Below are 20,822 nucleotides of genomic sequence, written 5' to 3' on the forward strand. Positions count from 1 at the left end.
GTGGGGTGCGGACGCGTCGGGGGTGGTTGTGGCGGGAGCCCCGACAACTCGACACCACGGCGAGCATGGAACCCGCAGAACGACGTTAACGCCGAAAGCTTCCGATTCATTCACGCTGGCAGCCGAACAATGCGGCTCCACCATCGGCAGCACCGCCGGTGTGAGCGTCGATTCCGGTGCAGCGGAAACCTCTCGGCCACGGCATGCCGGAGAAGCGGGCGAACACCGGCCTCCCCAGGTAGTCGGCCTCGTCCACGGTCCGGGCACGGCGGGCGAAGGCACCGATGCGCACCATCGCCTGCTCGGGAGTCGCAGCGGCCGTGGAGGTTTCGGCCGCCAGCGTCCGCAACCCGGTAAGGTCGCTGCCGGTGCCCGCGGGTATCGGCAGCGGGCCCTTGACGTACCCGGCGAGTTCGGCCAGGTCCCTGCCCAGGGCGAGCGCCGCACCCACCACAGATCCCGCCGAGGTGCCCACGATGAGGTCGGAGCCGGACAAATCGGCTCCGCGCCGACGGAACGTCTCCAACAGCCCGGTCTCCCAGGCGATTCCGAGTGGTCCGCCGCCACCGAGAACGAGCGCGCGGGTCCGATAAAAGGTCATAGGACTGTCTCCGTAGTTCGCGGGAAGAGCAGCAGGGCTGCGGCGGCGGCACGGGATCGGGCCGCGGTTCAGCGACGCCTACCTCGCCGGGCAACCGGCTACCGCGGCATTGAGCCGCTGCCCCACCTTCCCGGCGGATCGGCTGTCCGGAGTCGTCGGACCCGAGGCCACCGAACTCGAAGCACCCAGTCTCGCCGACCTACGGCAACTTGCCAGCGAACCCGTCACCGCACCGGCCACTCAGCTGCCGGGCGCCGACGGGTCCGGCCCGATCGGCAAGCCGGGCTCCTGACGTCCATCCCGCCGGCTATCCGGTTCGGTGATCCCACAGGGCCGACATCGGCAGCAGGTACAGTCGGTCGCCCAATGAAAGGCCGTGGTTTCCGAGGTAGAGAACGATGCCTGCGACGAAACGGGCGCCGAGCTTGTCTCTGAGCCAGGCCAGGTGCTGGGTGTCCGAGCTGCGTGGTGATGCCGATGCCTTGATTTCGATTGCCACTATGCCTCCGCCGGGACCCTCACAGATGAAGTCGATCTCGCGGCCGTCCCGGTCCCGATAGTGGTAGAGCCTGAATCCTCGAGTCGTCAGGGCTCGCATTTTGAGCAGCTCGGAGAATGCGAATGTCTCGACCAGCCCGCCGAGAGCGCGGTTGCCTGCTGAGGCAAGGTCATCGACGGACACCTGAAGAAGATGCGCGGCCAGCCCCGAATCGGTGAGGAAAGCCTTCGGGCTCTTGGTGACTCTGCTGGTGAGATTGGTAGACCACGCCGTGAGTTCGTCGACAATGAAGACGGTCTCCAGATAGGACAAATATGTCCGGATGGTGTTGTGGGTGATGCCAAGGGACGCTGCGAGGTCGCTGAGCACAAGGCTGGAGCCACTTCTAGCGGCGATCAGCTCCAGCATTCGCGGCAGGTCCGTAATGCGCTGAACTTGGGCGAACTCTTGAACGTCCTTCATCGCAACGGTTTCGACATAGGCGTCGTACCACGCGCGCCGCGCCAGGGGCGAGGTCAAGCTGGCAACTTCGGGAAAGCTACCACCCACGATGAGACCGAGATAATCCCTGCGGCTCCAGGAAGATTCGGATCCGACGAGCCGGCCGGGCTCGGTGAATATCTGATCGATGAAGTCCGGTGCCGCGCCGAACCTCTCAGCGGCGGAAAACGGCCAGAGTTCGATGAAGACGGTCCGGCCGGCCAGGGACTCCGTCAGGGTCGGGATCGTCAGAAAGCGAGAGGACCCGGACAGCACGTATTGACCACGGCTCCGGTTGGTGTCTACCGCTCGCTTGATTGCGAGGATCAGGTCGTTGCCTCCGCGTTGGACCTCGTCAATGATGAGCGGCCGGGGCTTCTGGTCTGCGAAGGTCACCGGGTCCAGATCAGCCGATCGGCGCATATCCGCATCGTCGAGCGAACGCATGGTCCCACCCACATCCTGGTGGAAGAGTTCGAGCAGCGTCGTCTTGCCGGCCTGACGGGGTCCGTTGACGATCACGATGCGAAATGCAGCGGCAAGTTCCCGCAATAGCGCACTAGCCGCCCGCGGAACCAGCTGGTCCATACTCATCGCTTATTACCGATCTGCCGTAAAGTTCATTACCAATCTGCCGACATGATGCTACCGAGCAGCCGGGCGCTCCGCTACCAACCTGCCGATCCTCTGCTCGTTGCTGCGAGAGTTGCGCACACCATCTGGGCCGACCACTCCGGCAGTGCCTGGTTTATCACCGATCGGCAGCTCGAACCCGTCGAGAACTATCAGCACGGCGTCCCGCCAGATAAAAACCCATCGTCGCCGACACCGTCGACGAACTTGCCGACGCGCTGTCGCTCCCGCGCGAGCGTTTGCAGGTCCTGGGTGGCGAGTACGTCGATGGCCTCGCGGTTTCAGCAGTCGTCGAGTATTGGCGGTGCGATCGATGGGAAGAGGTCGCCGGGTCCGGGGTTCTCAGGGTGGGTTGATCCGCCGAGGTGGCGCATGACGCCCCACACGGCGTTCAGTGCCGTCGTGACCGCGCCCTCGGCCCAGCCGGCCGTCCACGATATGTCGTCGCCGGCCAGGAACAACCCCCGTTGCCTGTCTGGCAGCGAATCCTGCATGAAGTGCGTGTACAGGCGGCGCTGGTACCGGTATTGGCCGGGCAGGTTCGCCTTGAACGCGCCCATGAAGTACGGCTCGGTCTCCCAGGAGACCGTCAGCGGCGTCGCGATGATGTGTGAGCGGATGTCGAGGCTCGGGTAGATCTCCGCGAGGGCTTCGAGGGCGACCTCGAGGCGCTCCTCGCGCGAGAGCGGGACGAACCTCATCGAGTCGTCGGCCCACGTGTAGGACAGACAGATGACGCCCGGCTTTCCCGGCCCTTCGTCCAGCAGGTACACCCCGCGCGGCATGCGATCGGTGAGCGTCATCGACATGGTGTCCCGGGTCGGGTAGTCGGGGCTCGGGTCGAGCCAGAACGGCCGGTCCACGACGACGAACAGTTTCGACGCACCCATGTAGTGCGTCCTCGACACCGCCGTCCACACGTCGGTCGGCAATAACGCCTCGTCGCACTTGATCTTCGACAGCATCATCGAGTTCTGCGCAGTGAAGACGGCGGCCCGATACGTCCGGATCTCGTTGTCCGCGTCGGCGATCGTGATGCCGTCCTGGGTGCGGTACATCCGCGTCACCGCGGGACGCGGGACGCCGCCGGGGTGCAGCGACTGGACCGACGTCCCCACCGGCCAGTGCACGATCTCCGTGTCCTGCGGGGCACGCCACAGCCGGAGCGGAAGTTGTCGGCAGCCACCGACGACGCGCCGGTGGTAGTCGTCCGCGCCGGTGTAGACCACACGCAGGATCTCCAGCATCGAGTTGGGGAAGTCGGTATCCCAGCCTCCGGTGCCGAATCCCACCTGGCCGAAGACCTCGCGGTGATGAAAGGACTTGAAGGCGGGCGACTGGGCGAGGAACCCATAGAAGGACATATCGTCGAGCCGATGCACCATCCGGGACCAGATCTCGCGCACCGTCGCCGTGTCGCGCTCGCGCATCGCGTGCTGCATCTGCGAGAACTCCACGCCGTTCGCCGGGTCGTCGAGGGCATCGGCCCAGGCGTTCGCCACCTCGTGGTAGACCGGCGGCAGGTCGTCGAGAGTCCTCGCGTAGTGCGAGACCCTCTCGAGGTCGATGACGGTGCTGGGGGTTGAGGCGTCCAGCGGGTTGGGGAACGGCTCGGTCCGTAGGCCCATCGTGCCGAAGTACGTGAACAGAGCGGCGGACGACAGAGGGAACCGCATCGCGCCCAGCTCGGCCAGCGCCTCCGGAACGCCCGGGAACGGCGTGGAGCGCATCCGCCCGCCGAGCTGATCGGCCTCGTACACAACCGGCGCGAGCCCCATCTTCAGCAGCTCGTACGCAGCTATCAGCCCTGCCAAACCTCCGCCGATGACTGCCACCCCAGTACCCCGGGCCGCATGTGGGACCGACCCGATACCGGCCGGGTGGACGAGGTAGTCGTCGTACGCGAACGGGAAGTCGGGTCCGAACATCGTGATCGGCTTCTTCGCATCGCAGGAGACAGGGTCGGTTACCTCGTGCACAGTGGGCGGGACAGCAGGCCCCGGCAGGCTGCTCATCGCGCTGCCGAATGCGGAAGCTGGGCCTGCTGCGCCGACGGTACTGTGAAAGCTGCTGCCATGCTTGCCAGCCCACTACCCGACGGGGTCGTTCGCACCGCTAAACAGTTGCCGATAAGTTGCCGGTAAGTTACATTTCATTGAACGAGTTGCCGGTACGCTACGGTGGCGCCGTCCACCGAAACATGTTCGTGCCCGGCATTTTTCGCAGCCAGCAGCACTATCTGCAGGTCCGGGGCCTGCGCGGCGAGTGGACGGCCTCGTGCAGAGGCTCATACGCGGTGGTCTTCAGCGATCCCGGTGTCGACCGCCAACTGCGCCGGGATTGCGAGCCCAACGTGTCGACCGCGCAACGCAACGCGTGCGGATTGCGATTAGAGGTGTCGTAGTAGATCCTGCGCAGATGACGGCTGACGGGAAGCTCGACCTCAATGCCACGTAGCTTGTGGCTGATTGAGGCTTGAGCTGGGGTTTTGTGGGTTGTTCGGCGGTGGGGCTCAAGTTTTTGTTGGGATCTCGAGACGATGCCGGCGTGAATGATGTTGTGGTGACGCCGGATATGGTGTCGTTGGGGGTGGTGGTGAACGCGGTGCCCCGGGATGTGGTCGATGCGGCGGTGGCGGCGTGCGGGGTGGAGTCGAAGCGGTCGGGTGGCAAGTTGCCGCCGCATGTGACGGCGTATCTGATGATGGCGTTGTGCCTGTTCAGCGACGACGATTATAGGAAGTCGCCACGAGGGGCACGGGGTCGTTGTCGCGGTGGGGGTGTTGGGACGCCGCGTGGACTGTGCCCACGGCCAGCGGATCACGCCGGCGCGGAAACGGTTGGACCGCAACATTATGTCCGAGGTGTTCGAGGGGTCGCCCAACCGGTGGCGACCAGGTTCACGCGGGGTGTGTGGCTGCGGGAATGGCGGTTGATGGCGATCGACGGGTTCGAGGTCGACCTGCCCGACACCGACGCCAACGCCGCCGAGTTCGGTTACGCCGGGTCCGGGGAGAACCGGTCGGCGTTCCCGAAGGCGCGGGTGGTCGCGTTGGCCGAGTGCGCAACCCACGTGTTCGTGACCGCGGAGGTCGATGCTTGCCCTGGTGGGAAACGGACTCAACGCGGGCAGCTCCTGCATCCGCGTGCCCTGAGTGCCGCCGCAACCGAGAGATGAGACTCTTGAAAACTAGCGCGACAGCGGAACAACCGGCCGGGTCACGGGAACCAGGTCCAGCAGGTCGTCGAGGCCGCGGAAGTCGTCTGGGTTGGTGGTGAAAAGAGGCAGGTTCTCGGCGATTGCGACGGCGGCGATCATGAGATCGGCTACCCGACGGCGTGGTTTACGTCCGATGCTGATGACACCTGCACTGACCCTGCCGTAGGCGCGGGCCGCCTCGGCTCCGAAGGGGATCGGATCGAATTCGTGCTCGGCGCGCTGCAAGACATCAAGTCGTCGGGCGCGCTCGATGTGCTCGTCGTACTCGTCTTGTTCGTCGTTGCGGCGAACCTCGTGCGGTCCGGCCGATAGCTCGGCGAGGGTGATCGCGCTGATCGCCATCTCCGCGGGCAGTTCTGTCGGGTTGATCCATTTCCGCAGGATCATGATGTTGGTGTCGAGGAGGCCTTGGTCGTATTCAGCGGGCATACGGGTCGTTCGCATCGTGGTCAGCGGTAGCGTCCTGATCAGCGCGGAACGCGTCGATGGAAATTCCCGGTGCGCTGCGTGACATCGCCGCGAACTCTGCTCTGGAGACGAATCGCCTGCGCCGGCGCAGTGGGATCAGCTCGCCGATCTGGTGGCCATCCCGCGTAACGGTGAACGACTGACCCTGCTGGACTGCGTCCATGATCTCTTTAGACCGGTTACGCAGGTCACGTTGGGTAATTTCCGACAACGCCGACATATCCCGACCTTACTCCCATGTGCCACCATGTGCCACCCGGTGGCACACTGAAACGTCCGAATTGGCCGTGAACCGCACGCGACCGCGAACTTACCCAGAGATGAGATAGATCTGTCTCGAACTGGATCGACGTGGTTCGGTGCCGGCGACGTGCTGGTCGACGCGACTGGTGATCACACTGCCGGTGTGGGACACGGTCGACGTCAGGGCTCCGGCATTCTCGACTGGCAGGTCTGTGACCTGCGGGGAGTCGGCGTGAATTAGGGCGTGGCTCTTGGTGTTTCGTGTGGGCGGGCACGGATGACTCTGTGAGGATCGAGTTACCACACAAGAACGTCACTGGAGTCGTCCGTGCCCGCTGTAGCAGTATCGCCTGTCGCGCCCACTTCCGAAACCCTGGATCGCTGGCAGGTTGCCGACAGGGTGGATGTAGTGGATTCGGAGTTCCTCGAGGTGCTGGCATCGGTGCCCGATCCCCGAGATCCGCGTGGCAGGCGGTACCCGTTGGTGGCGTTGTTGGCGATGGCGATCCTGGCCGTCGCGGCCGGGATGCGCGGCTATGCGGGGTTTGCCTGCTGGGCCCGCACCGCACCACCGGAGGTGTTGGCCGGGTTGGGGCATCAACGCCGAAGTCGTCCTTCGGAGAGGACCTTTCGGCGAGTCTTGTCGAGCCTGGATGCTGCCGATCTGGACCGCCGATTGGGTGCGTATTTCGCCGAATTGGCCGTGACCGCCGGCGGGAACGGAGAGTTGCTGGTGGTGTCGATGGACGGCAAGACCCTAATGAGATGTAGCGGGTCGGTCGATCGGGCAGACTCGCTACTGGTAGCGGCTGGTAGGTGAGCACTGATTGGCCCCGGACTTCGAGTCCTGCTTTGAGATCGTGCCCCTGCCGGTCGGCCGGGAGAAATGGATCGCTGATGGGATGTCGTGCCTGCCGCATGACGGCGTGAGCACCGATTCATTAGGTCGCCGACGTTCTCCCGCACGCTGCCGGATTTGGTGTCCGACAACGATGAAGAGGGAACAGCTGTGCTGCTGGTCGGTGATGACTGGGCCGAGGACCACCACGATGTCGAGCTGATGGATGAGGCCGGGAAACGGCTGGCCAAGGCTCGATTACCGGAAGGGATCGCCGGGATCACCCGGCTGCACGCCATGATCGGTGAACACCTCGGCGACGACGCCGATGCCGCGCAGGTACGGATCGGGATCGAAACCGATCGTGGCCCGTGGGTCGCGGCGTTGATCGCGGCCGGCTACACGGTGTACGCGGTGAACCCGTTGCAGGCGGCCCGGTTCCGGGAACGCCGCAGCGTTTCGGGTGCGAAGAGCGATGCCGCCGACGCGCATACCCTTGCCGACATGGTCCGTACCGACGCGCACCAGTTGCGTCCGGTCGCCGGGGACAGTCCCGCCGCAGAAGCGGTGAAAGTTGTTGCGCGAGCACATAAAACGTTGATCTGGGAACGCACCCGCCACACGCAGCGGTTACGGTACGCGTTGCGGGAGTACTTCCCCGCCGCTTTGGAAGCGTTCGACGACCTCGACGCTCCCGACGCCCTGGAGCTGCTCGGCAAGGCACCCGACCCGGCCGCCGCGGCGCGGTTGTCGCTCAACCAGATCCGGGCCGCGCTGCCCCATCACCCGCGCCTCGGGGAAAATGAAGGTCGTCGCGGCCCGGTTCGTGCACCAGGACCGGCTCGTCGACGCGCTGATGGCCCAAGCATTCAGTGCGCTCAACGTATCGCCGGGAGCCCGCGCCTACTACGACAAGCAACGCGCCCGCGGCCTAGCCCACCGTGCCGCCCTGCGTCAGGTCGCCAACCGGCTCGTGGGCATCCTCCACGGCTGCCTCAAATCCGGAACCCTCTACAACGAGACCACCGCCTGGACACACCACACCCAAGATCAACAAGCCGCAGCTTGACAAGCTAAGCCCTGGGATGTCTCAAAGGCGTGTCATCACCCAGGCTGCGCCAAGAGTTCCCCGACCTGGTGCAGCACTACTGACGCGCGCAACACCTGTGGTGAGGGGGCTCCTACTTCGCCGGATCGGTGCACGGTGCCCCGATCAGCGTGTTACGGCACTACATTGAGCAGCAGGACCGCCCAGTGTAGGACACGCTCACCCGCTGCACCGACTCCCACATCCGCCTTCACCACCGCCCTGAAGGGCGGCGCACTGGCGGACATTCGGTAGCCGCGCTGCGGGTCGTTCGGCAAGCGGACATAGAGGCGTCGCTACGGCTGGTCCGTGCGTCACCAGGTGGTAACGGTGGCACATCAGTAGGTTGACGCAGCCCAGCCTGTCAGTCGTTCACCGTCATGCGGGATGGCCACCAGATCGGCGAGCTGACTACCTGCGTCGGCGCAGGTGATTCGTGCCAAAAGTGGCGTGTGAGTAGCAGTTTCGGTTCGAAGGTCACCGACCAGGCGACACCGGCGTGGCCGGCGAAAGATCACAGCCGGCAACTGAACTCCGCGACTCGATGCAGCAGAATCTCGCGAACACCTCTTGTTATGTGCCATAAATCAGCGGTACATTACATAAAACAGTGGCACGTTTCGCACCATAGCGAGTGGGCATGACGTTGAAACTCACCCGGACCCCCGGCTCGATCCGGGCCTCGGGACATCCGATCGACCCCGGGGACCGACCCGCGGTTCCCAGCACGGCCGGAGCTCATGGAGCCGAGGCCGGAGGGATGCTCGATCACGACCGTAGCCGGGGCGGGACATCGGGCGAATTCGGGTGCCCACGAGGCGATTTCGGCATCGATATGCTGGTGGTGCAGCTCGACGGCATGTTCGACGGTAAACCCCGCCGGGCCTCACTCGACGGATACCAGGTCGTCGCGGCGCTGCCGGTACCGCAGGTCGGCAGCCAGGATCCGAGTTGCGCACTGCTGGCCAACCTGCAGCACACACAACCTCGCCAGGCTCTAGATCTGCTGCAACGGATGCCGGACCGAGCATGGACGGCACCGACCGGCGCGCCAGGATCGTTCGAGTTCGAGGCGTGCCTGCAGATGATTCGCGTGCGTCACGGCCTCGAGGCCGGCCTGTGCGCATTGGCCCAGACCACGACAGATACCGATCATCGAATCCGACTGGTGGACCTCGCCAATCTGGTCCGGCCGCGAACCTGGTTTTAGAAACATCATTGCCACAATTATCGATACAGTTCGGAAGGATTTCGGTTATGGGCATATGGAATCTGGCGTTGGTGGTGCTGGTGGCCCTTGGCGGCATCGGGTTCATTTTCGCGTTGCTGTGGTCGATCGGACCGTGGCGACCGGCAATGTCCGGACACAGGTCTCCCCCAGCCCGCCACCGCCCGGAAATATCGGCTTGGCCGCCCGCATGGTCGTGTTCGACACCCGAACAGCCGCTGACGATTGCGGAAGCCCACCGCACGATGCAAATGCATCGGGAACACTATTGCGCCCGCAAGCGCGCCGCGTTCGCGACGCTGATTGCGGCGGGACATATCAAGCCCGATTCATCGCGTCGGGGATAGAACACACAGAACGTCGAGCAGATATCCGTCGGCAGCATAAGCGTGAGTTTCGATGACCCCGTTGGGGAATGGTGGTTGCCGATTCGGCGGCCATCCGATCGCCTGCGTTGAGTCCGTTTCCAACCACGTCGACCGCAGGGCTCCGGCGTTCTCGTTAAGCGGCCTGTGACCTGGGCGTTTGTGGGTTGAGGAGATGGATTCCGCGGTGGGGGTCGAAGGCGGTTTCCCGGTTGGCTTCGGCGATGTTGGTGGCGCCGTGGAAACGGTGAAGGTTGAGCACCGTGTTTCTCAGGGTCGCCATGACCTGCGGTCCGCTGCGTGCGGCTACTGTCGAGCGATCCTCATCGAACGTCACATCGCGGACGTAGTGGATAGAATTCTCGATGCCCCAGTGCGATCTGATCCAGAAGGCGATCTGTGCGGGCCGGGCCTTGTCGAAGGGCAGGCTGCAGATCGCGTAGACGACCTCGTAACTGGTTTTTCCGGTGGCGATTACGAGGCGTTCGCGGGTGATGCGGATGACCTGTTTCGCGTACGGCCACTTGATGCCTCGGGGTGCGGCGATGATCTGGAAGCTGCGGTGTTCGTCGCGTCCGTGGCCGTGGCTGTCATCGGTCGCGCAGACCGGGACGCGAGCCCAGGGCAGGGCGGTGATCCGGGCCAGCAAACCGCACTGGTTGGCCTTGACGACCATTATGTAATGCGATTTCAGGGTCCGGCAGATCAGTTTCGCGGCAGCTGTCTGCGTGTGGAGGGCGTCGACGACAACCAGCAGCGGAATACGCGGGAATTTCTTGAGAAGTTTTCTCAAACAAGGTATTTCGTTGCTCTTGGCGTCGATGGCGAGCTGGCCCAGCACCAGACGGGTGCGGTGTGCGTACATCGACACCAGATGCGAAGCCGCTGCTTTGGCCTTGCGGGCACCTTTGAGACATCCCAGGGCTTAGCTTGTCAAGCTGCGGCTTGTTGATCTTGGGTGTGGTGTGTCCAGGCGGTGGTCTCGTTGTAGAGGGTTCCGGATTTGAGGCAGCCGTGGAGGATGCCCACGAGCCGGTTGGCGACCTGACGCAGGGCGGCACGGTGGGCTAGGCCGCGGGCGCGTTGCTTGTCGTAGTAGGCGCGGGCTCCCGGCGATACGTTGAGCGCACTGAATGCTTGGGCCATCAGCGCGTCGACGAGCCGGTCCTGGTGCACGAACCGGGCCGCGACGACCTTCATTTTCCCCGAGGCGCGGGTGATGGGGCTGGTCGCGGCATAGTTCTTGCGGGCCTTGGCGCTGGCGTAGCGGGTGGGGTCGTCCCCGAACTCGGCGAGCACCCGGGCGCCGAGGATCTTGCCCAGTCCTGGCTGGGACAAGATGATCTCAGCGGCCGGGTGCCGGCCAAAATGGGCCTCGACCTCCCCTTGCAGGACTTTCACCTGCTCGTCGAGGGTGGCCAGGACCGCGACCGCGGCGCGGGTCCCTGCCGCGTAGGCCGCCGCGATGACCTGGTTGCGGCCCAGCTGCTCGCTGCGCAGGATTGCCTGGATACGGGCGGCTCTAGCGTCGAGGTCGCCGCGGCGGCCGGCCCGCTTCAGCGCGGCCCGGATCTGGTTGAGCGACAACCGCGCCGCGGCGGCCGGGTCGGGTGCCTTGCCGAGCAGCTCCAGGGCGTCGGGAGCGTCGAGGTCGTCGAACGCTTCCAAAGCGGCGGGGAAGTACTCCCGCAACGCGTACCGTAACCGCTGCGTGTGGCGGGTGCGTTCCCAGATCAACGTTTTATGTGCTCGCGCAACAACTTTCACCGCTTCTGCGGCGGGACTGTCCCCGGCGACCGGACGCAACTGGTGCGCGTCGGTACGGACCATGTCGGCAAGGGTATGCGCGTCGGCGGCATCGCTCTTCGCACCCGAAACGCTGCGGCGTTCCCGGAACCGGGCCGCCTGCAACGGGTTCACCGCGTACACCGTGTAGCCGGCCGCGATCAACGCCGCGACCCACGGGCCACGATCGGTTTCGATCCCGATCCGTACCTGCGCGGCATCGGCGTCGTCGCCGAGGTGTTCACCGATCATGGCGTGCAGCCGGGTGATCCCGGCGATCCCTTCCGGTAATCGAGCCTTGGCCAGCCGTTTCCCGGCCTCATCCATCAGCTCGACATCGTGGTGGTCCTCGGCCCAGTCATCACCGACCAGCAGCACAGCTGTTCCCTCTTCATCGTTGTCGGACACCAAATCCGGCAGCGTGCGGGAGAACGTCGGCGACCTAATGAATCGGTGCTCACGCCGTCATGCGGCAGGCACGACATCCCATCAGCGATCCATTTCTCCCGGCCGACCGGCAGGGGCACGATCTCAAAGCAGGACTCGAAGTCCGGGGCGAATCAGTGCTCACCTACCAGCCGCTACCAGTAGCGAGTCTGCCCGATCGACCGACCCGCTACATCTCATTAGGGAGTTCACTAGCTTCGACAGCGCCACTTTCGGGGGAAAGTTCACGAGAAGGTGGACGTGGTTGGCCTCGCCGTTGAATTCGATGAGTTCGCATTCGAAGTCGCCGCACACATCCCGCATGACCTGTTCCATGCGCATGAGGTGGCGTTCGCTGAACACCCGATGTCGATATTTGGTGACGAAAACCAAGTTGGCGTGTAGCACGAAAACACACTGTCTGCCAGTGCGAATGGAATGGTAGTCCGCCATAGGCCAATGATAGAATTGTCGTGTGCAGCGCAGGTACAACTTCCGCGTCTATCCGAAGCCCGGCCAGCGAATCGCGCTGACGAAGGCGTTCGGTTGCGCGCGGGTGGTGTATTAGGCGGATTACGTCGGAGGTAATTTCCTCGAACTTCGCGAGCTGCCCGCCGCCGGCATCGAACAGTGGACATACCATCGACTAGACCCGATCTGGAGTATCCCGATGACCAGCAGCACCCCCACCGGCTATAGCCGCTGGACTCGACAGCCGCTGATCTATCTGCCGGTGCACCGGCGCGGTCAGGTGATCGGCTTCCTGTGGGCCGCGACCACCCAGTACGCCGCGGGTTTCGAACGCCGCCTCGCGGTGGCCGGTGACGATCTCGACTGCCTGATCGCCTGGGAGACAAGGCTGAACGAGTCAGCCGCACGCGGGTTTGCCCCGGCCGCGGCCATCGAACAGTGGATCGGTGCACCCGAGGACGCGTCCGCGGGCGCTGTCCCGGCCGATATCCGGCCCGGCAGGTTTGCGAGCCTGGCGGAGCTGTGGGATCGGCTCAATCCGGATGGCCCGCCCCTGGACGACGGCCCTCTGATCCAGGACGGCACGTATCCCGATGGGACACCGGTCGATCGGGCAGAGGGCTGGGGACCGCTGGTGAGCGTCCCGCTGCAGACCTACGCCGCAGACACCGACGCATCGGTCCGGTATCTGCCGGTGCGGCTGGATTCGGTGGTCGTCGGCTACATCTGGGCCGCGGTCACCGGTGATGCGGCCGGATATCTGCCGCGGGCGCAGGCCGGGCGCACCGGCGAGGTCGCGGCAGGACTGTGGCAACTGCGGTTCAGCGACGCCTACCTCGCCGGGCAACCGGCCACCGCGGCATTGAGCCGTTGCCGCACCTTTCCGGCGGATCGGCTGTCCGGGGTCGTCGGACCCGAGGCCACCGAATTCGAAGCACCCAGTCTCGCCGATCTGCGGCAACTCGCCGGCGAACCCCCGGCGGCACCGGTCGGCGTCTGATCGGCACTACCGCGGACTACCGTCCGATGTTGCCGCAGAGGATGGGCTGGAAGTACAGGGTGGGTTGCCCATTTTCCTCGATCTGGCTGGACGACCCGAGGTGCATGTTTTGAGGTACCAGCCCGATGACGGCGGAGCTCCCTGGGTGCTGCATGAGCCGGCCGGGCCGCCCTCTGTTGCTCGTGGTTGACCAGCAGACAGGTCATCAGAAGCTGCGGAATACGCCGTCTTCGTCCGCGCCGTCGACGTAGTCCTGAATGTCCATGTTGGCCTCGTCCAGGTTGGCGACCACCTCCCATAGCTGGGAGGAAGCGACACGAGCGGTTGTGCCGCGCCCCTCTTCGAAAAGGTCGAGAACCAGAATCGGGTGCTCATCACTTGCCATGGTCTGCTGGTCTGCCAGCATCAGGTACGTGCCGGCATCCTCTTCCGGGAGCAGCTCGAGAAACTGCTGAACCGTGATGTCGCGGTACTCAGGATTGTCGAGGAACTCGACAAACGTGCCCGCCTCGCCGGTAGCTTCGACCGCGGAAGTCTCGATCGACGAACGGCAGGCTTCCCAAGCCTGCTGATCGGAGAAGTCCGTGCGTACGACAAGCGAGTTCTCGATGTCGGGCAGAATGATCACGAGCGTGGAATCCCTTCCAGGGTAACGGATGTGGCGACCATGATCACAGCACATCTCCCGCTCATGCGCTCTGGAAACTCGTCTGCTCGCCCGCCCCGTCGCGGTGCACGCTCAGGGAGTTCGAAGCACCATGTTGCATAAGATCGACCGTACTTCGGATTCTCGCGCCGAGGCTGGGTGCGTCACACCCCCGCTGATCGGGTTGGCGTCGCCTCGAGGCACGCTGCGTTTCGGCGATGGAGCGCAGTTGCTGGAACCTTGGCAAAATATAACTAAAATCAAGGCAAATGTAACTGATTTCTGGTTATATTTGCCTTATGGGCCAGGGCCTGAGCGAATTGATCGAGCGGCTCCGCGCGACGGGCGGCGACCATGACGAGGTGGAGGTCAAGTCCGCGGCCGGTGGCTTGCCGCAGTCTCTGACCTCGACGTTGAGCGCCCTGGCCAACCATCCAGGTGGCGGGACGATCATCCTCGGCTTGGACGAGGCGACCGGATTTCGGCCGGTGCCGCTCGATGACCCGCAGGCGCTTGGCGCACAAGGCACAGACTTCGTTCACGCCGCCGATACGGCTCACCCTCAGCGATGGCGAGGTTGACGGTCTTACCGTCGTCGTCGCGCAGGTCCACGAGTGTGACCCTTCAGTCAAGCCGTGCCGGGTTACCGCGACGGGCGTCGGCTATGTGCGCGGCCATGACGGAGACTTCCCGCTATCGACCTTGGAGGAGCAGGCGTTCCTCGGAGCCCGTCGGGCACCGCTTTTCGACCGTCAGCCTGTGGCCGGTGCCACCAGAGACGATCTCGATACCGACCTCGTGGATGCGTTTATGCATTCAGCTCGAGACCGGGACCCACAGGGGCTGGGGCGGTTCCGTGACGATGGGGAATTGCTGCGCCGAGCAGGTGTAACTGTGGCCGACGGGACGCCTACGGTCGCAGGGCTGCTGGCTTTGGGTGTATACCCGCAAGAGTGGTTCCCTCGCTTCGTCATCCAAGCCTCGGCCGAACCCCTTGCCACCGATCCGGCAGGTTCGAGGGCGCGGAATCAGGCGACGATCACCGGGGCGATTCCTCGGATGTTGGACGAAGCGTTGGCTTGGGCGCGGCGAGCGTTCGACACCACGATCGTCTCGAATCCGGACGGGACCGTCCATGACCGACCTGCCTATCCCTACATCGCGTTTCGAGAGATCATCGCCAACGCTTTGATCCACCGTGACCTCGACCAGTGGTCGGCGGGTATGGCCGTCGAAGTCAGGCTCCGCAGAGACCGCCTGATCGTGTCTAACCCGGGTGGTCTGTACGGGATTACCGTGGAACGACTTGGCCGTGATGCCGTCACCTCCGCCCGAAACGCACGATTAGTCGCAATCTGTCAGCATGTGCGAACCCCCGGAACCGGAGCGCGCGTGATCGAGGCACTAGCAACTGGCATCCCGATCGTCACCGCATCTCTGGCCGAGGCTGGGCTTCCGCCCGCACATTATGTGGATGCCGGCATTCGCTTCACCGTCATCCTCCAGGAAGCTTTCCGTCGAGTTCAGGCAGGCGACGACCTGAACGAAACCGAACTACGCGTGTATGACGCACTGGCGCTTGGAGCGAAGAGCGCGGCCGAACTCAAGGAGGAATTGGATCTGTCGGCTCCCAACGTCCGTAAGGTATTGCGCGAGTTGCGGTCCAGAGGCTTGACCGAGCAGCTGGGCGGCAGAGGAAAGCCCACCAGTTACCGCAGAACCTCTGAGTAGAGGCCGTTGGCAGGATCCAGGTGGTGACCGGGGACCGTCCGACTGGGTGGTTGCGTTTGGGCCACTACTTCGGCGCCGATCACCACCATGACCAGGGTCGCAGGTAGTTGGCGAGGTCAACTAGGGCGTATCGCTGCAGCCTGCGCGGGGCCGCGCGGGCGATGTGGCGCAGTAGCAGTTCGATTCCCTCGCGGAGGTCTTCGTCTGTGTAGCGGAGACCGAGGATCGTCGCGTCCGGATCCTGCGGGCGCTGGCCGCGCCGCAGCCAGCCCAGCGCGGAGCCGAGGACCAGGGCCTGCATCTGGAGTAGGCGGGGTTCGTCGGGCAGGCCCCGCAGGCGGTCGGCGGCCTCGTCGAGATCGGATTGGGTGAGGTCGGTGACCGGACGTGAGACCAGCAGTAGGCAGGCGGTTATGCGTGCCACGTTGTGGTGCCGCGAGGTTTCGGGCACCTGCTGGAGGGTGGCGACGGCGGCGGCGGTATCGCCGTCGTCGGCGAGCCGGCGGGCCAGGCCGAATGCCGCGCTCGCCACGCCGCGATTGGTATGCCAGACGGCTTGGTAGAAGTCCGTCGCGGCCCGCGCCCAGCGGTCCTGATGTTCGGTGTCGATATCGAGCAGGAGTTCGGCGGTCGCGGCCAGCGCCAGCTGCGGTGCGATCTCGCCGGGCACCATGGAATGCACGAGATCGAATTGCTCGTAGGCCTTTTCGTGGTCACCGCTGGTGAGTTCGGCGACGCCCGCGTACCACTCGATGCGCCAATCCGTGCGATATCCGAGCCGCAGGTCGGCGAGTTTGGTCCGCACATATTCCACCTCGCCCAGATCGAGGTAGGCGCGGACCTCTGTCAAAGTGCCTTCCAACTCGAAGGATTCGGGTGTGCCGATTTTTCCGGTGCGCATGTTCTCCCGGCTCTGGCGCAGCGTGTCCAGGGCCAGGTGCGGATCGCCGTGCAGTAACGGCGACAACAGATCTGCGTTGGGATCCTCGCTGTCGATCAGCGGAACCGGTAGTGCGGAAACGACACTCGGCGCATCGAGGGCGGCCGCCCGGCGCACGCCGTCGACGATACCGTCGGACTGCCGGATCAGCGTCTCGATCCCGAAATCGCTACGCGGAGCACTGAATACGGACGACACCTGCGGATAGTCTCGGTCGGTGTCCTCCGCCAGGACGGCGCGCAGTACGCCGAGGAGTTGGCAGTACATCGCGTAGGCGGACGGGAAGCGTTGTGCGGGATCCTGTTCGGTGGCCCGCGTCAGTAGGCGTGCGAACGACGGATAGCGGCGCAGCACCGGTTCGTCGTCGGGGGAGGGGAGGTCGGGCAGTTTGTAGCTGTGCCGGTCGGTCGGCATCGTCATGGTCAAGGCGGCCAGGGTGCGTCCCACCGTATAGATATCGGAGGCCACCGTGGGTCCGGACCGGGTGAATTCCGGCGCCTGATATCCGGGAGTCCCGTACAGGCTGCCACCGGACTGCCGGGCCGCGACCGCGCCGAGGTCGATGAGTTTGACCTCATCCTCGCTGACCATGATGTTATCGGGCTTGAGATCGTTGTAGGCCAGGCCGAACGAATGCAGATAGTCCAATGCCGGAAGGATTTCCAGCATGTAGGCGAGGGCCTCGGCGACCGGGAGGTGGTCCGGGGCGCGCAGATCCAGCTCGGTCTTCAGGGAGCGCCCGCCGACGTACTCCATCACGATGTAGCCGACCGGAATCCCGTCCGCGGAACGGTGTTTGACGAAATTGAAGATCTTCACGATCGCCGGATGTGCCATCTCCGAAAGGAATTGACGTTCGGCCAGCGCCACCACATGGGCCTCGATATCGAGGGGATTCTGCAGCCCCTTCAACACCACCCAGCGGCTGCTGACATTGCGATCGCGGGCCAGGAATATCCAGCCCATCCCGCCGTAGGCCAGGCAGCCACGCACCTCGTACTGGTCGGCGACCAGCTCGCCGGGCTCGAGCAGTGGCCGGAAGTTGAACGGTGATTCGCAGTGTGCGCAGGTGCCCCCCGAGGTGCCCTGCCGGCCGTTGTCGGAGCGCCCGACCGGCTGCTGACATTTCCAGCAGTACCGTTTGTCCTCGGGCACCTCGGGATTGCGCAACACCGCGGCGGTCGGATCGACCGGCGTCACCCGCGGGAGCGTGACCAGCCCGGCCCCGATTCGCCGCACGCTGGGCCGGGACCGCCCGTCTGAATCCTGCTCGGCCGCGCGCGACCGCTCTGAGTTCTCCTCCGGTTCCCACGGACTGGGTTGGGTGGCCACAGCCTGCCGAGTCGCCCATTGGTGCGGCACATCGGTGGCGTCGCGCAGCTGCCGGGTCGCCCAGGGTGACGGCTGCGGCTGGCCGGATGTACTGGAATTCTCGGCCATTCGCCTTCTCAGAACCTCGAACTTTCGCACTGACCCGGAAAAACCCGACCGCTCCGCAGACGGAGGGCATCCGTGCTGCGGAGCGGCGGGGGCCGGTCCCGGTGGCGTCACGGTCGGATACCGGGACCAACGGGCATTAGTGCGATTGTGCCTCATCATCCGGCGTGGTGCCGGGACTCGCTGCCGAAGGATCCGCAACGTGCTCGGCACGGTGTTGTACGGCGTGCTCGGCACGGTGTTCCATCGGCCGCTCGGCCAGCACCGGGAACTGTCCGGTGTAACCGACGCGTTCCGCCGCCAGGCTGAGTACCCGGCGCCGGGCCAGGAACCAGCCGCCGACCATGAGCGGCAATACGCCGCACACCATCGCGATAACGGCCCCGCGCTGCACTATGTCCGAACTGGTGGCCATGATGACGACCACCACCGCCAGGAAGATCAGCGTCGCGATACTGGTGTAGGGCGCGCCGAACAGGCGGAAGGAGGGGCGCTCCATCTTGCCTTCACGCGACCACCGCCACAGCTGCAGCTGGCAGAGGATGATCGTCGCCCAGGCACACATGGTGCCCAATGCCGACACGTTCAGCACGATGTTGAACGCCTGGGCCGGGACGATCGCGTTGAGGCCGACACCGGCCAGCGCGATCGTGCCGGTGGCGAGGATGCCCACGTACGGCACACCCCCGGTGGACATCCGCGAGGCGATACTGGGCGCGCTGCCGTTCATCGACATCGACCGCAGGATGCGGCCGGTCGAATACAGGCCGGCGTTCAGGCTGGAGAACGCCGCGGTGAGCACGACCAGGTTCATGATCGTCCCGGCGCCGTGGATGCCGAGCTTGGCGAAGAAGGTCACGAACGGGCTGGTCTTGGAGTTGAAGTCCGTGTAGGGCACCAGCAGCGAGAGCAGCACGAGCGAGCCGACGTAGAACAGTGCGATGCGGGCGATGACCGAGTTGATGGCCCGCGGCATGATCTTTTCCGGATTCTCCGACTCACCGGCGGCGGTACCGATCAATTCCACCGCGGCATAGGCGAAGATGACGCCAGTCGTGGACAACACCAGTGGCATCGCGCCATGTGGCAGCAGGCCGCCATGCTGGCTGATCACGCTCCACCCGGTAGTGGCGCCGTCGATCGTGAACCTGCCGGCCAGGAAGATCGTGCCGATGACGAGGAAGGCGATCAGGGCCACGACCTTGATCAGGGCGGCCCAGAATTCCAGTTCGCCGAACCACTTCACCGAGATCATGTTGATGCTGACCACGATGACCAGCGCCAGCAGCGCGATCAACCACTGCGGGATCGCCTTGGTGGCTCCCCAGAAGTGCACGTAGGTGGCGATCGCGGTGATATCGACGATGCCGGTCATACACCAGTGGAAGAAGTACATCCAGCCCACACCGAAGGCCAGCTTCTCGCCGTAGAATTCGCGGGCGTAGGAGACGAACGAACCCGAGGACGGGCGGTGCAGCACCAGCTCGCCGAGGGCCCGAAGGATGAAGAACACGAAGATGCCGCAGATTGCGTATGCCAGAAACAAGCCGGCGCCCGCGTCGTGGAGCCGGCCGCCCGCGCCGAGGAACAGTCCGGTCCCGATGGCGCCGCCGATCGCGATCATCTGCAACTGGCGTGGTTTCAGTGCCTTGTGGTAGCCCGCGTCCTCGGCATGAAGCGTACGTGCTTCCGGGTCCGGGGGAGATTGGACGGTGGTCATGATGGGACCTTTCCTGTGATGCCGATCATACCGCTATTCGGTGTAACGTACCGCTGAGAAATGGCACATGCAAGAGGTGGCGCTACTTGTAGCCCCACTGAAACCCCAGGCCGCCATCGCAGCTCGATCGCTACGCTGCGGGTAGGGATGGGTTTCGGTGTGGTTTCCTGGAGGTATGGCAGTGGATTCGGAGTTTACGATCGACGAACTGGCGCGCGAGGCCGGTATGACGGTGCGGACGCTGCGGGTGTACAACGAGCGTGGCCTGCTGCCGCCACCGGCACTCAAGGGGCGCACCGGCTTCTACAGCGACGAGCACCTCAATCGGGTGCGCATCATCAGCCGCCTGCTCGATCGCGGGATCAAACTCAACGGCGTGCGTGATCTGCTGGAGGCGTGGGACCGTGGCGACGATCTGGGCGCCGTGCTCGGGGTCAGCGCCTCGGCCTCGGCCGTGGCCCCGGTGCCGAAACCGGTTGTCGTGGAGGTCGAAACCACGATTGCCGCGACCGATCTCGCCGAACGGTATCGGGAGATTCCGAACGGCCTGGCGAGGGTCGTTGCCGCCGGGCTGTACGAGCCGGTGGACGCCACCACCTACCGGGTGAAGGATCCGAAGCTGGTCGACATCGCCGCGCAGTTGCTGGGGGCCGGTATGCCGCCGGCCCGGGTGCTGGACGAGTTGGAGCGGCTCCGCGACGACTGCGACCACATCGCCCGGCAGTTCGTCGATATGTTCGAGCGGACCGCGGTGCGGGATTTTCGCCGCTCGGATCGCAAGTCGCAGGACGTGGCCGAACTGGTCGGGCATCTCTCGATGACCCGGACCATGCCCGGCCGGGTGGCCGCCGAGCTCATCGGTCAGTACGTCACTCGATATCTGGAACACGTCACGCGGGAGCTGGGCGACGTGCTGCCCGACGGGGCCTGAGCCTCGGCCAGGTGTCCACGCTCGGCCGGCGCGCGAATTAGATTCTGTGCCTTCGAAAAGCATTGTCGCGGCAT

The 20,822-nt window shown here is 64.7% G+C and carries 18 protein-coding genes and 3 pseudogenes; 10 read left to right on the top strand and 11 right to left on the bottom strand.

The genetic code is table 11. The features are described 5' to 3' along the window. Nucleotides 1-106: 106 nt before the first annotated feature. Nucleotides 107-601: a patatin-like phospholipase family protein gene (locus ACV7NQ_RS20135; RefSeq protein ID WP_463361073.1), complete on the bottom strand. Its 495-nt coding sequence runs from the start codon at nt 599-601 to the stop codon at nt 107-109. 109 nt (nt 602-710) lie between these two features. On the opposite strand from ACV7NQ_RS20135, the gene ACV7NQ_RS20140 reads away from it, so the two are divergent. Then, entirely contained in the window at nt 711-893 is a 183-nt protein-coding gene (locus ACV7NQ_RS20140; RefSeq protein WP_463361074.1) for a hypothetical protein, read from the top strand. 15 nt (nt 894-908) lie between these two features. Here ACV7NQ_RS20140 and ACV7NQ_RS20145 read toward each other — a convergent pair whose 3' ends face one another. After that, nucleotides 909-2,174 carry an ATP-binding protein gene (locus ACV7NQ_RS20145; RefSeq protein ID WP_463361075.1) on the bottom strand — a complete coding sequence of 422 codons (1,266 nt, stop codon included), beginning with the start codon at nt 2,172-2,174 and terminating at the stop codon, nt 909-911. A 320-nt stretch (nt 2,175-2,494) separates the two neighbouring features. Next, nucleotides 2,495-4,228, bottom strand: coding sequence for a flavin monoamine oxidase family protein (locus ACV7NQ_RS20150; protein ID WP_463361076.1), 1,734 nt, complete (start codon nt 4,226-4,228; stop codon nt 2,495-2,497). A 532-nt stretch (nt 4,229-4,760) separates the two neighbouring features. Between ACV7NQ_RS20150 and ACV7NQ_RS20155 the strand changes: the two genes are divergently transcribed. Then, complete coding sequence (locus ACV7NQ_RS20155) at nt 4,761-5,390, top strand: transposase domain-containing protein (protein WP_463361077.1); 630 nt, start codon at nt 4,761-4,763, stop codon at nt 5,388-5,390. Between the two features lie 12 nt (nt 5,391-5,402). On the opposite strand, the gene ACV7NQ_RS20160 is transcribed toward ACV7NQ_RS20155, so the two are convergent. Next, entirely contained in the window at nt 5,403-5,876 is a 474-nt protein-coding gene (locus ACV7NQ_RS20160) for a PIN domain-containing protein (RefSeq protein WP_463361078.1), read from the bottom strand. Next, on the bottom strand, nt 5,851-6,120 hold the full coding sequence (locus ACV7NQ_RS20165; RefSeq protein ID WP_463361079.1) for a type II toxin-antitoxin system Phd/YefM family antitoxin: 270 nt from the start codon (nt 6,118-6,120) through the stop codon (nt 5,851-5,853). The genes ACV7NQ_RS20160 and ACV7NQ_RS20165 overlap by 26 nt, the downstream gene beginning before the upstream one ends. 432 nt (nt 6,121-6,552) lie before the next feature. Between ACV7NQ_RS20165 and ACV7NQ_RS20170 the strand changes: the two genes are divergently transcribed. The 3 genes and pseudogenes from ACV7NQ_RS20170 (at nt 6,553) to ACV7NQ_RS20180 (ending at nt 9,278) form a co-directional block, all read left to right on the top strand. Then, a complete protein-coding gene (locus tag ACV7NQ_RS20170; RefSeq protein WP_463361080.1) occupies nt 6,553-6,963 on the top strand; it encodes a transposase family protein in 411 nt (136 codons plus the stop codon). Between the two features lie 189 nt (nt 6,964-7,152). Next, a pseudogene (locus ACV7NQ_RS20175) lies at nt 7,153-8,050 on the top strand (IS110 family transposase). A 658-nt stretch (nt 8,051-8,708) separates the two neighbouring features. Then, nucleotides 8,709-9,278 carry a tetratricopeptide repeat protein gene (locus ACV7NQ_RS20180; RefSeq protein WP_463361081.1) on the top strand — a complete coding sequence of 190 codons (570 nt, stop codon included), beginning with the start codon at nt 8,709-8,711 and terminating at the stop codon, nt 9,276-9,278. Between the two features lie 519 nt (nt 9,279-9,797). Here the strand turns inward: ACV7NQ_RS20180 and ACV7NQ_RS20185 are convergent. From ACV7NQ_RS20185 to tnpA, 3 genes and pseudogenes are all read right to left on the bottom strand, one after another. Continuing rightward, nucleotides 9,798-10,574, bottom strand: a pseudogene (locus ACV7NQ_RS20185) (ISAs1 family transposase); the annotation flags it as partial. Between the two features lie 20 nt (nt 10,575-10,594). Beyond that, entirely contained in the window at nt 10,595-11,824 is a 1,230-nt protein-coding gene (locus ACV7NQ_RS20190) for an IS110 family RNA-guided transposase (RefSeq protein ID WP_463365473.1), read from the bottom strand. Nucleotides 11,825-12,073: 249 nt separating this feature from the next. Next, nucleotides 12,074-12,325, bottom strand: a pseudogene (tnpA, locus tag ACV7NQ_RS20195) (IS200/IS605 family transposase); the annotation flags it as partial. A 22-nt stretch (nt 12,326-12,347) separates the two neighbouring features. On the opposite strand from tnpA, the gene ACV7NQ_RS20200 reads away from it, so the two are divergent. Next, the gene (locus ACV7NQ_RS20200; RefSeq protein ID WP_463361082.1) at nt 12,348-12,440 is read left to right on the top strand and encodes a helix-turn-helix domain-containing protein; all 93 of its coding nucleotides are present in this window, start codon (nt 12,348-12,350) and stop codon (nt 12,438-12,440) included. Between the two features lie 102 nt (nt 12,441-12,542). Then, nucleotides 12,543-13,343, top strand: a complete 801-nt coding sequence (locus ACV7NQ_RS20205; RefSeq protein WP_463361083.1) for a hypothetical protein — start codon at nt 12,543-12,545, stop codon at nt 13,341-13,343. A gap of 205 nt (nt 13,344-13,548) precedes the next feature. Here ACV7NQ_RS20205 and ACV7NQ_RS20210 read toward each other — a convergent pair whose 3' ends face one another. Then, nucleotides 13,549-13,971 carry a DUF6924 domain-containing protein gene (locus ACV7NQ_RS20210; protein ID WP_463361084.1) on the bottom strand — a complete coding sequence of 141 codons (423 nt, stop codon included), beginning with the start codon at nt 13,969-13,971 and terminating at the stop codon, nt 13,549-13,551. Nucleotides 13,972-14,288: 317 nt separating this feature from the next. Here ACV7NQ_RS20210 and ACV7NQ_RS20215 point away from each other — a divergent pair, with 317 nt between their 5' ends. Both ACV7NQ_RS20215 and ACV7NQ_RS20220 read left to right on the top strand, forming a co-directional pair. Beyond that, on the top strand, nt 14,289-14,570 hold the full coding sequence (locus ACV7NQ_RS20215) for an AlbA family DNA-binding domain-containing protein (RefSeq protein WP_463361085.1): 282 nt from the start codon (nt 14,289-14,291) through the stop codon (nt 14,568-14,570). Between the two features lie 178 nt (nt 14,571-14,748). After that, a complete protein-coding gene (locus tag ACV7NQ_RS20220) occupies nt 14,749-15,720 on the top strand; it encodes an ATP-binding protein (RefSeq protein WP_463361086.1) in 972 nt (323 codons plus the stop codon). 79 nt (nt 15,721-15,799) lie between these two features. On the opposite strand, the gene ACV7NQ_RS20225 is transcribed toward ACV7NQ_RS20220, so the two are convergent. Both ACV7NQ_RS20225 and ACV7NQ_RS20230 read right to left on the bottom strand, forming a co-directional pair. Beyond that, nucleotides 15,800-18,100, bottom strand: a complete 2,301-nt coding sequence (locus ACV7NQ_RS20225; RefSeq protein ID WP_463361087.1) for a serine/threonine-protein kinase — start codon at nt 18,098-18,100, stop codon at nt 15,800-15,802. 136 nt (nt 18,101-18,236) lie between these two features. Further along, on the bottom strand, nt 18,237-19,817 hold the full coding sequence (locus ACV7NQ_RS20230) for an amino acid permease (protein WP_463361088.1): 1,581 nt from the start codon (nt 19,815-19,817) through the stop codon (nt 18,237-18,239). A 175-nt stretch (nt 19,818-19,992) separates the two neighbouring features. On the opposite strand from ACV7NQ_RS20230, the gene ACV7NQ_RS20235 reads away from it, so the two are divergent. After that, nucleotides 19,993-20,748 carry a MerR family transcriptional regulator gene (locus ACV7NQ_RS20235; protein WP_463361089.1) on the top strand — a complete coding sequence of 252 codons (756 nt, stop codon included), beginning with the start codon at nt 19,993-19,995 and terminating at the stop codon, nt 20,746-20,748. Nucleotides 20,749-20,822 lie beyond the last annotated feature (74 nt).

Source organism: Nocardia sp. Tas62D01 (genome assembly GCF_055232035.1).

Bases quoted from the DNA above. Each gene is read 5' to 3' on its own strand.
- ACV7NQ_RS20135 (WP_463361073.1), bottom strand. From the start codon at position 601: ATGACCTTTTATCGGACCCGCGCGCTCGTTCTCGGTGGCGGCGGACCA.
- ACV7NQ_RS20145 (WP_463361075.1), bottom strand. From the start codon at position 2,174: ATGAGTATGGACCAGCTGGTTCCGCGGGCGGCTAGTGCGCTATTGCGG.
- ACV7NQ_RS20150 (WP_463361076.1), bottom strand. From the start codon at position 4,228: ATGAGCAGCCTGCCGGGGCCTGCTGTCCCGCCCACTGTGCACGAGGTA.
- ACV7NQ_RS20160 (WP_463361078.1), bottom strand. From the start codon at position 5,876: ATGCGAACGACCCGTATGCCCGCTGAATACGACCAAGGCCTCCTCGAC.
- ACV7NQ_RS20165 (WP_463361079.1), bottom strand. From the start codon at position 6,120: ATGTCGGCGTTGTCGGAAATTACCCAACGTGACCTGCGTAACCGGTCT.
- ACV7NQ_RS20180 (WP_463361081.1), top strand. From the start codon at position 8,709: ATGACGTTGAAACTCACCCGGACCCCCGGCTCGATCCGGGCCTCGGGA.
- ACV7NQ_RS20205 (WP_463361083.1), top strand. From the start codon at position 12,543: ATGACCAGCAGCACCCCCACCGGCTATAGCCGCTGGACTCGACAGCCG.
- ACV7NQ_RS20215 (WP_463361085.1), top strand. From the start codon at position 14,289: ATGGGCCAGGGCCTGAGCGAATTGATCGAGCGGCTCCGCGCGACGGGC.
- ACV7NQ_RS20225 (WP_463361087.1), bottom strand. From the start codon at position 18,100: ATGGCCGAGAATTCCAGTACATCCGGCCAGCCGCAGCCGTCACCCTGG.
- ACV7NQ_RS20230 (WP_463361088.1), bottom strand. From the start codon at position 19,817: ATGACCACCGTCCAATCTCCCCCGGACCCGGAAGCACGTACGCTTCAT.
- ACV7NQ_RS20235 (WP_463361089.1), top strand. From the start codon at position 19,993: ATGGCAGTGGATTCGGAGTTTACGATCGACGAACTGGCGCGCGAGGCC.